This is a genomic window from Actinomadura rubrisoli (assembly GCF_004349215.1).
Taxonomy (GTDB): domain Bacteria; phylum Actinomycetota; class Actinomycetes; order Streptosporangiales; family Streptosporangiaceae; genus Spirillospora; species Spirillospora rubrisoli.
Map to the genome: position 1 here is coordinate 1 of NZ_SMKU01000367.1, position 9,191 is coordinate 9,191.

A 9,191-nucleotide genomic window follows, 5' to 3' on the forward strand; every position below is an offset into this window, starting at 1 on the left:
CGTGCCGCCGCCCCCGCCGCGACCGCCGGCCCCCGATGCGCCGCCGGTGCGATTCGATGATCTCAGCAAGATCGTATCGAGAGCCGATCATCGAGGCGCGCTCGGGGACCCCTGCGACGTGCGCAAACGCCCGAAGGGCACTCGGAAACGCCCGAGGCGCACTCGGCAACGCTCAACGGTCGCTCGGAAACACCCGAAGGGCTCTAGACGAGTGAGTCCTAATTGATCACGGTCTGGCTGACTACTCGCAGGCATGGGGAGAGGGTGTCCATGATCGTTTTGTGGAAACAAACCTGGACACCCTCGTGATCGCACTCTACGTAAAGATCGACGACGATGCGGCGGGAACGCCCCGTCTGCCGGGACGCCCGCCGAAGCTGAGCCACTCGGAGTTGCTGTGTCTGGCGGTGATGCAAGCGATGCTCGGCTACCACAGCGAGGCCCGCTGGCTGCGCCACGTTGACCGGCACCTGCGCCACCTGTTCCCCTCCATGCCGGGCCAGTCCGGCTACAACAAGCGGCTGCGGGCGGCGTTGCCGCAGATCAAACGGGTGATCCGGGTGCTGGCCACCAACACCGACTTCTTCGACGACGGCGTGTGGCTGACCGACTCGACCCCGGTTGCGTGCGGGAAGTCGCGTCCCACCGCGTTGCGCAGCCAGGTCGCCGGCTGGGCGGGCTATGGCTACTGCGCCTCGCATTCGCGGTTCTACTGGGGACTGCGGCTGTATCTGGTGTGCACCCCGGCCGGGATGCCGATCCTGTGGGCACTGGCCAACCCCAAGATCGGGGAACGCGAGGTGCTGGAGGCGATGCTCGAGGTCGACGCCGACCTCGTCGCGGCGCGGGACGGTCTGCTGCTGATCACCGACAAAGGCTTCGCGGGCGAGAAGTTCGAGGAGCGGCTACGGTCCGAACACGGCGTCACGCTGCTGCGCCCGTCCCGCAAGAAGGAGATCCAGCGGGCGGGCGAGCCGATGCTCAAGAAGGTCCGCCAGCTCATCGAGTCGATCAACGACACCCTCAAAGGGCAACTCGACCTGGAACAACACGGTGGACGCACCACCGATGGCATCGCCGTCCGCGTCGCCCAGCGCGTGCTGGCCCTGGCCGCCGCGATCTGGCACAACTTCCAGACCGGGCAGCCCGTCAGCCGATCACTCACCGCCTACGACCACTGACCGTAACCACCACCATTAGGAATCACTCGTCTAGGGGACGCCCGCGACCCAGGACGGGACGGGATCGCACCGCGGCGGGACCGGGCTCAGGCGTCGATCAGGTCGATCAGGTCGGCGATCGAGGGCACCACCCGCGACGGGCGGAACGGGAACCGCTCGATCTCCTCCTTGCGGGTCACCCCCGTCAGCACCAGGATCGTCTCCAGCCCGGCCTCCACGCCCGCGACGATGTCGGTGTCCATGCGGTCCCCGACCATCGCCGTGCACTCGCTGTGCCCGCCCACCACGTTCAGCGCCGTCCGCATCATCAGCGGGTTCGGCTTGCCGACGAAGTAGGGCTCCACCCCCGTCGCCCGCGTGATCATCGCGGCGACCGCGCCGCACGCCGGCAGCGAGCCCTCCGGGGACGGGCCCACCGGGTCGGGATTGGTCGCCACGAACCGCGCGCCGCCCTCGATCAGCCGGATCGCCCGCGTGATCTGCGAGAAGGAGTAGGTGCGGGTCTCGCCCAGCACCACGTAGTCGGGGTCGATGTCGGTCAGCACGAAGTCGGCCTCGTGCAGCGCGGTCGTCAGCCCCGCCTCGCCGATCACATACGCCGACCCCTCGGGACGCTGGTCGGCCAGGAACCGCGCGGTCGCCAGCGCCGAGGTCCAGATCGACTCCGCCGGGACCGTGAGCCCGAGCGCCGCCAGCCGCGCCGACAGGTCGCGCCGCGTGTAGATCGAGTTGTTGGTCAGCACCAGGAAGGGCCTGCCGGATCTGGCCAGCCTGCGGACGAACTCGTCGGCCCCCGGCACGGGCCGGCCCTCGTGCACCAGCACCCCGTCCATGTCCGACAGCCAGTACTCGATCGGCTTGCGCTCGGTCATGTCCCCATTGTCGCAGGTGGTGATCACCCCCGGTACCGCCGCTCGCCCGCCCGCGGCCGTCCCCCGCCGGTAGCGTGGGCCCCGTGACCCAACACAGCACACCGCGCGCCGGAACCGGCATCAGCGAGACCAACAGCCCCGACATCGTGCCGGGCACCGGCTACAGCCATGTGATCTCCGTCGACGTCCCGGGACGGCTCGTGGTGATCAGCGGCCAGATCGCCCTGGACGCGGGCGGCAACCTGGTCGGCGCCGGGGACCTGCGGGCCCAGACCCGGCAGGTGTTCACCAACCTGGAGGCCGCGCTCACCGCCGCCGGGGCCCGCTGGGAGCACGTCGTCAGGCTCGGCTACTTCATGCGCGACGCCGGCCAGGTCGAGGTCATGCGGGCCGCGCGCAAGGAGATCCTGCCCGAGGGCGTCTCCCCCGCCGCGTCCCTGATCGAGGTGTCCGGGCTCATCCGCGACGACCTGCTCCTGGAGGTCGAGGCCCTGGCCGTGGTCCCCCTCGACCGATGACGCCGTGACGCGATGACGCGAGGGGCGTCCCGGCCGCGGCCGGGACGCCCCTCACCTCACGCCGCCCCTGCTCAGACGTTGACGCCGAAGTCCGAGGCGATGCCGGACAGGCCCGAGGCGTACCCCTGGCCCACCGCGCGGAACTTCCACTCGGCGCCGCTGCGGTACAGCTCGCCGAACACCATCGCGGTCTCGGTCGAGGCGTCCTCCGACAGGTCGTACCGCGCGATCTCGTTGCCGTCGGCCTGGTTCACCACGCGGATGAACGCGTTGCGGACCTGCCCGAAGCTCTGCTGGCGGCCGTCGGCGTCGTAGATGGAGACCGGAAACACGATCTTGGAGATCTCGGCCGGGACCGTGGACAGGCCGACCTTGATCTGCTCGTCGTCGCCCTCGCCCTCACCGGTGAGGTTGTCGCCGGTGTGCTCGACCGAGCCGTCGGGGCTCTTGAGGTTGTTGAAGAACACGAAGTGCTGGTCCGACAGCACCTTGTTCTCCGCCGAGCACAGCAGGGCGCTGGCGTCGAGGTCGAAGTCGTTCCCGGTGGTGGTCCGCACGTCCCAGCCCAGACCCACCACGACCGCGGTCAGTCCGGGAGCCTCCTTCGTCAACGAGACGTTGCCGCCCTTGCTCAGACTGACTCCCACTGTGTCTACCTCCGTATCGGCCGGCGCGGGTGCCTGTCACCCGCGCGGTCTGTAACGAGAACGGTAGCCATCCTGCACTGGTTCCCCCAGGTCCTTCACGAAGTCGGGGCCGTGGCGTGGCGTTTTCCCAGGAAATCGGGCGCCGGACCCCGATCGGACGGCCCTCGGGCCCCGCCGGCGAACGCGCCGGCGAACGCGCCGGGCGCGGTGATCGGGGCGGGCAACTCCAACGCCGCCGCCAGATCCGCGGCGCGCGGCGCCAACTCGTCGCAGACCCGGCGCCGCAGCGCCCACACCTCCTCCAGCGCCCCCGGCGGGACCACCCCCTCGTTCAGCAGGTCCCCGGCGCGGCGGTCGATCCAGTTCAGGGCGTGCAGCCCCAGCACCGGGCGCAGCGCGTCCGGCCCCGCCTCCAGCGCGCCGCCGAGGATCTCCAGCACCGTGCGGTCGGCGCAGGCGCGGGCCGTCCGCGCCGCCAGGACGAGGTTGTCGTTCCAGGCCGCGAACGGGTCCAGCCCGGCGCGCAGCGCCGCGCCCACCCGCGCGGCGAGCCGGTCGCGCATCCGCCGCTCGGCGCCCCGCGCCAGGAACAGCCACACCCGCGGGGACAGTAGGTCCCCCTCGTCGGGCGGCCCCGCCGCCTCCTCCGGCGGGGTGTAGCGGTCCAGGTCGGCCATGGCGCGGGCGGTGTCGTAGAGGATCAGCTCGTTGTCGCCGCCGGCGTTCAGGTAGGCGTGGCAGAGCCCCCGGTAGGCGTTGAGGCGCTCCACCGCCGCGAACCCGGGCGCGCCGCTGTGCGCCCGGCACGCCGACACCGTCTCCTCCGCCTGGACGGTCGCGGCGGCCTTCAGCAGCGCCAGGTCCCGGTCCACCGCCGACCAGGGCGCCCACGCCGTCCGCGGGCCGCCCTCCGCCGGGGCCGCCGCGGGCCGCTCCTGGACGTGCCCCGCCACGGCCGTCAGCGCGTACGCCGACGCCAGGGCGCCCAGCACCGCCTCCTGCTGGTTGCGGTAGTCGGTCAGCGGACGCCGCGGCGCCAGCCGTCCCAGCGTGGTGCGGCCCGCCGAGTGCGCCAGCAGCATCCCGGCGGACGCGCGGGTGATCGCGGCGGACGCGGAGATCACCGCCCGCCACACCGCCGGGCCGATGCCCATCGAGCGGGTCAGCCGCGCCGCCGGGGAGCCCGCCGGGTCGTGGAAGGAGCCGTCGGCGCCGAACCCGGCCCCGTCGCGCAGCCACGCCTCGTAGGGCACCCGCAGCCCCTCCAGCCGCACCGCCGCGTAGTCCACCGGCAGGCCGGTGGTCTCCGGCGCCGCGACGACGTCGACCCCGGCCGGGACGCGCCCGTCCGGGCCCCGCAGCGGCACCGCGAACACGAACACCCCGCGCTCGCGGCCGCCGTGGACGAGCGTGGCGTAGACGGCGGCGACCTTGGCCACCTCCGGGTGGGCGGTGTTGGTGGGGAACTTGGCGGCCGCGGCGTCCGGCGTGCTCAGCACGAACCCGCCGGTCGCGGGGTCGCGGCGGGCGACGGTGCGCGGCGCCAGATGGCTGTTGCTGCGCCCCACCTCGGTCATCAGCAGCGCCCCGAACGCCTCCATCGACTCCAGCGCCGCGCGCTCCCGCCGCGGCCCCTCCTGGCCCGCGCCGAACCGCAGGATCGGGCCGAGCGCCAGCGTGTAGTGCAGCAGCATCACGTGGAACAGCGCCGGATCGGCCATCGCCGCCCGCTCCAGCAGCGCGCACAGCGCGGGCGGATCGTCCAGCAGCCCGGCGGCCGGCGGCGCGGTCAGCCCCGCGTGCCGCAGCCGCGCGTAGGTGAGGGCCTGATGCCCGCGCGCGGTGAGCCCGTCGGGATAGCCGAAGAACTCCTCCGGGACGGCCTCCGCCACCCACGCGCGGGCCTTGTCGTCCAGGGACGTCCCGCGCACGAAGGCGGCCAGACCGTCCCCGCCCGTGCCGGTGTCCCCGCTGGTGCCGGTGGCCATCGCGACGCTCCTGTTCACGTTCGGGGATCGGGGACGATGCCGGGTGCGGACCTGCCGACCTGCGGGCCCCCGTCACGCGCCCCACCGGACACCGCACCGGACACCGCACCGGACGTCACGGCTGACGTTGCGGCGGGCGCGGCGGCGGGCGCGCTCTGCCCCCGCCCGCCGCCGCGGGACCCGGCCGCGACGCGCCGCGCGGAACCGTCCGGGTCGGACGGCACGGTGCGGTGCGGACGGTCGCGGTGCGGACGATCGTGCGGCGGACGGTCGCGCAGGGGCGCCAGCGTCCGCGCGCCCGGCACCGACAGCCGTGCGCACTGGCACAGCGCGCTCCCGGCGCCGGCCTCGGTGAACACCGTCGCGCCCGCGGTGTGCACCGCCCGCAGGGTCTCCGGCAGCCGCACCGGCTTGACGATGCAGTCGGCCAGCGCCCGGTGCAGGTCGTCGTCGTCGCGGTAGGCGCGCCCGCGCACCGGGGAGTGCACCGGCACCCGCAGGGCGCGCTGGGGGAACGCGCGGATCGCCTCGTACCACTCCTCGTCGGCGCCCGCCATCGCCGGATGGTGCGACAGGTAGGGCACCGCGAGCCGCACCGCCCGGATCCCCGCGCGCTCGCCCGCCGCCAGCACCGCCTCCAGCGGCCCGACCGGGCCGCTGACCACCGTGACCGACGGCGCGTTCAGGCACGCCACCACGACCTGCGGCGCGCCGGCCGCCGCGATGCACGCGCGGGTGGCGTCCTCGCCGGCCTCCAGCATCCCCATCCCGCCGCCACCGCCCCACCGCGCCAGCACCCCCACCAGCGCGACGGCCATCCGGGCGCCGTCGGCGATGCCGAACGCCCCCGCGCACACCAGCGCGGCGATCTCCCCGAAGCTCTGCCCGACGGCGTGCCCGGGCCGGACGCCGGACGTCCGCAGCACCCGGTCGACCGCGACGGACGCGGCGTACCCCGACAGCTGGGCGACCCCGGGAACGCGCGCCGCCGCCCGGTACGCGCCGGGATCCTCCAGCAGGATCGAGCGCAGCACCGGCCATCCCGAGCGCGGCAGCCCCTCCTGGACGGTGTCCAGGACATCGGTGACGGCGCGCGCGGCGGCGGGGCCGCGGCGGGCCAGCCGCGCGAGGTCGGGGACCGCCGCCGAGCCGGTGCCGGCGAACAGGAAGGCGCAGACGTCGCCGGGCTTGAGTTCCTCGGCCGGACGCAGAGACGAGCACACGAGAGGGCTCCTTACCGTAACGGAAGGCAGTCTTTTCTCTTCGGCTAAGCGCGGCTTGTGGCTCTGGAACGAAGCCTCTGAAATGGGATTATTCACTCATGGAATCGGCTTGGCAACCGTCAGTGGTGACAGCACGCCGTTGCCACCCCGACAGGGGCATGCGTCCGTCGGCTCGCTGATCGCGGCGGCCGGGGCGCCGGCGCCCGATGCCGGGCCGGCCTAGGACCACGACCGCCGGCGCGACGCCGGTGGAGGGAGCGACCCATGACCGTGCAGCCGCAAAAGCGCCGGCCGCCGACCGAACGGCACCGAACCGAACGGCACCGAACCGAACGCGACCGATCCGGGGGCGAACACGCGCCACCACCGGGGTGGGCGATCGCGGGCACCGGCTCCTACCTGCCCGGCCGGCCCGTCGCCAGCGACGAGCTGTCCCGCTCGCTGGGGCTGGACCCGTCCTGGATCGAGGGGCGCACCGGGATCCGTCACCGGCACGTCGCCGGCGACGGCCAGGCCGCCTCCGACCTGGCCGCGGCCGCCGCGCGCCGCGCCCTCGACGACGCCGGGCTGGACCCCGGCGATCTCGGCCTGATCGTGCTGGGCACCTCCACCCCCGACGAGCTCGGCCCCTCCACCGCCTGCCGCGTGCAGGCGCTGCTGGAGGCCCGCCACGCCGCCGCGTTCGACGTCGCCGCCGCCTGCACCGGCTTCGTCTACGGGCTCCAGGCCGCCGTCGGCTGGCTGTGCACCCAGCGCGGATCCTCCCCGTACGCGCTGGTCATCGGCGTCGAGGTGTACTCCAGGTTCCTCAACTCCGGCGACCGCGCCACCGCCGCGCTGTTCGGCGACGGCGCCGCCGCCGCGGTGATCGGGCCCGCCCCCCGGCCGTACGGGATCGGCCCGGTCACCCTCGGCTCGGACGGCACGCGCGCCGGGGACGTCCTCATCCCCGCGGGCGGGAGCCGCGCGCCCGCCAGCCTCGACACGCTGGCGGGGCTGGGTCACACCATCCACATGGACGCCCGCGCCGCCCGCGACTTCATCACCGGGATCCTGCCCCGGCTGGTGGCCGAGGCGTCCGCGGCCGCCGGCATCAAGCCCGCCGACCTCGCGCTGGTCGTCCCGCACCAGCCCAACCCGCGCCTGGTCGCCTCGCTCGCCGGCGAGGCCGGGCTGGAGCCGGGGCAACTGGCCATCGCCGGGCAGGACGTGGGCAACATCGGCGCCGCCAGCCTGCCCTACGCCCTGGACGCCGCCCTGCGCACCCGCGGCGTCCAGGCCGGCGAGCTGGTGCTGCTCGCCGGGTTCGGCGCGGGCCTGACCTGGGGGCACACCCTCATCACCTGGCCGCCCGCCTGACCCCGCCCCTTCCATACGTTGCCGGTTATATGCGAAGGGAGTTATATTCGGTGTGGACGGCCCGGGTGCCCGGCACGGCGTGCCGGCCGCGCACCCGGGCAGGACACCCAGGCAAGGAGAGGCAGGGCGATACCCATGAGCACCGACGACGGAACGGCCACCTACCGGGACGGGCGGGCGCTGATGCGCTTCGAACGCCGCCTGCGCCACCCCGCCGAGCGGGTCTGGCGCGCCCTCACCGACCCCGCCGAGCTCTCGGCATGGCTCGCCGACGCCGACCTGGAACCCCGCGCCGGAGGCAAGTTCGAGCTGCGCTGGCTGAACGCCGGCGACGACGGCGAGCGGGCCGTCGCGCGCGGCACCGTCAGCGCGTTCGACCCGCCGCGCCTGCTGGAGCTGGACTCCGACATCCACGGCCGGCTGCGCTGGGAGCTGACCCCCACCCCCGAAGGGACGCTGCTGGTGTTCACCAGCGACAACCGGATGCCGCCGGAGTACCTCGCGCGGACCCTCGCCGGCTGGCACGTCCACCTGGACTACCTGGCCGACGCGCTGGAGGGCCGCCGGGTCGACTGGGCCCGCTGGACCACCGAGGGCTGGCAGGTCCACCACGACCGCTACGCCGAACGGCTCGGCCAGGCGGCGCCCGACGCCTGACCGGCACCCTCCTCCACCACACGGGCCGGGCCCGCGCGCCGGCTCCGGCCCCACAACAGCGGACGACCCGGGACCCCTGTGGCCTCGGGCCGTCCGCTACGGGCGGCCGCGGTCACCACTCCGACAGCACCAGGGCCTGGACGGCCAGCGCCGTGAGCGCCTGCGCCGCCAGCCAGCCCCGCGCCGGGGGGCGGTGCGCGGACGCCGCGACCACGAGCCAGGCCGCGAACGGCACCCAGATCCGCTCCACCTCGCCCTTGGTCACGCCCGACACGTCCAGCGCGAGCATCCCCAGCAGCGCCGCGCCCGCGAGCAGCGCCACCGCGACCGCCGGGCCCGCCGGGCCCGCGCCGCCGCCCCCGCGGCGGCCCCGCAGCGCCCGCGCCGACCGTCCCAACGCCGCCAGCGTCCCGGGCAGCGCGTGCGCGACCGCGGGACCGGCGAGCAGCCCCAGCACCGCCAGGTCCGCGAACAGGAAGTAGGGGTAGGACCGCTGCGCCGACCCCCGGCTGATCAGATACGTGTCGAGCGTGGCGCGCACCCCGTCCGGCCACCAGAAGCCCGCCAGCGTGAACGCGGCGGGCACGACCGCCAGCCCCGCCCCCGCCGCCGCCAGCACGCCCAGGCGCGGGCGGCCCAGCAGCACCGCCGCGGGCACCGCGAACAGCGGCAGCAGCCCGTAGCTGAGGTAGGGCAGGCAGCCCAGCAGCAGCCCGCCCCCGGCCGCCGCCGGCCACACCGGCCAC

Annotated in this window: 8 protein-coding genes and 1 pseudogene; 4 read left to right on the forward strand and 5 right to left on the reverse strand. The window is 74.5% G+C overall.

Translation table 11 applies throughout. The features are described 5' to 3' along the window. Positions 1 to 281 precede the first annotated feature (281 nt). On the forward strand, positions 282 to 1,181 hold the full coding sequence (locus E1298_RS39660; RefSeq protein ID WP_131902537.1) for an IS982 family transposase: 900 nt from the start codon (positions 282 to 284) through the stop codon (positions 1,179 to 1,181). Between the two features lie 86 nt (positions 1,182 to 1,267). On the opposite strand, the gene E1298_RS39665 is transcribed toward E1298_RS39660, so the two are convergent. Further along, positions 1,268 to 2,053 (reverse strand): HAD-IIA family hydrolase, encoded by a 786-nt coding sequence (locus E1298_RS39665; protein ID WP_131902538.1) that lies wholly within the window; start codon positions 2,051 to 2,053, stop codon positions 1,268 to 1,270. Positions 2,054 to 2,136: 83 nt separating this feature from the next. Between E1298_RS39665 and E1298_RS39670 the strand changes: the two genes are divergently transcribed. Continuing rightward, positions 2,137 to 2,571, forward strand: coding sequence for a RidA family protein (locus tag E1298_RS39670; RefSeq protein WP_243726102.1), 435 nt, complete (start codon positions 2,137 to 2,139; stop codon positions 2,569 to 2,571). Positions 2,572 to 2,642: 71 nt separating this feature from the next. On the opposite strand, the gene E1298_RS39675 is transcribed toward E1298_RS39670, so the two are convergent. The 3 genes from E1298_RS39675 to E1298_RS39685 all read right to left on the reverse strand — a co-directional run bounded on the left by E1298_RS39675 (position 2,643) and on the right by E1298_RS39685 (position 6,429). Beyond that, positions 2,643 to 3,218 (reverse strand): TerD family protein, encoded by a 576-nt coding sequence (locus E1298_RS39675; RefSeq protein WP_131902539.1) that lies wholly within the window; start codon positions 3,216 to 3,218, stop codon positions 2,643 to 2,645. 95 nt (positions 3,219 to 3,313) lie between these two features. Beyond that, a complete protein-coding gene (locus E1298_RS39680) occupies positions 3,314 to 5,206 on the reverse strand; it encodes an acyl-CoA dehydrogenase family protein (RefSeq protein WP_131902540.1) in 1,893 nt (630 codons plus the stop codon). Between the two features lie 14 nt (positions 5,207 to 5,220). Beyond that, positions 5,221 to 6,429 (reverse strand): ACP S-malonyltransferase, encoded by a 1,209-nt coding sequence (locus E1298_RS39685; RefSeq protein WP_243726103.1) that lies wholly within the window; start codon positions 6,427 to 6,429, stop codon positions 5,221 to 5,223. A gap of 264 nt (positions 6,430 to 6,693) precedes the next feature. On the opposite strand from E1298_RS39685, the gene E1298_RS39690 reads away from it, so the two are divergent. After that, positions 6,694 to 7,788, forward strand: coding sequence for a 3-oxoacyl-ACP synthase III family protein (locus E1298_RS39690; RefSeq protein ID WP_131902541.1), 1,095 nt, complete (start codon positions 6,694 to 6,696; stop codon positions 7,786 to 7,788). Between the two features lie 135 nt (positions 7,789 to 7,923). Beyond that, a complete protein-coding gene (locus E1298_RS39695; protein ID WP_131902542.1) occupies positions 7,924 to 8,445 on the forward strand; it encodes an SRPBCC family protein in 522 nt (173 codons plus the stop codon). A gap of 112 nt (positions 8,446 to 8,557) precedes the next feature. On the opposite strand, the pseudogene E1298_RS48795 reads toward E1298_RS39695, so the two are convergent. Beyond that, positions 8,558 to 9,191, reverse strand: a pseudogene (locus tag E1298_RS48795) (hypothetical protein); the annotation flags it as partial.

Coding starts and splice junctions, on each gene's coding strand:
- E1298_RS39690 (WP_131902541.1), top strand. CDS start 6,694: ATGACCGTGCAGCCGCAAAAGCGCCGGCCGCCGACCGAACGGCACCGA.
- E1298_RS39680 (WP_131902540.1), bottom strand. CDS start 5,206: ATGGCCACCGGCACCAGCGGGGACACCGGCACGGGCGGGGACGGTCTG.
- E1298_RS39695 (WP_131902542.1), top strand. CDS start 7,924: ATGAGCACCGACGACGGAACGGCCACCTACCGGGACGGGCGGGCGCTG.
- E1298_RS39665 (WP_131902538.1), bottom strand. CDS start 2,053: ATGACCGAGCGCAAGCCGATCGAGTACTGGCTGTCGGACATGGACGGG.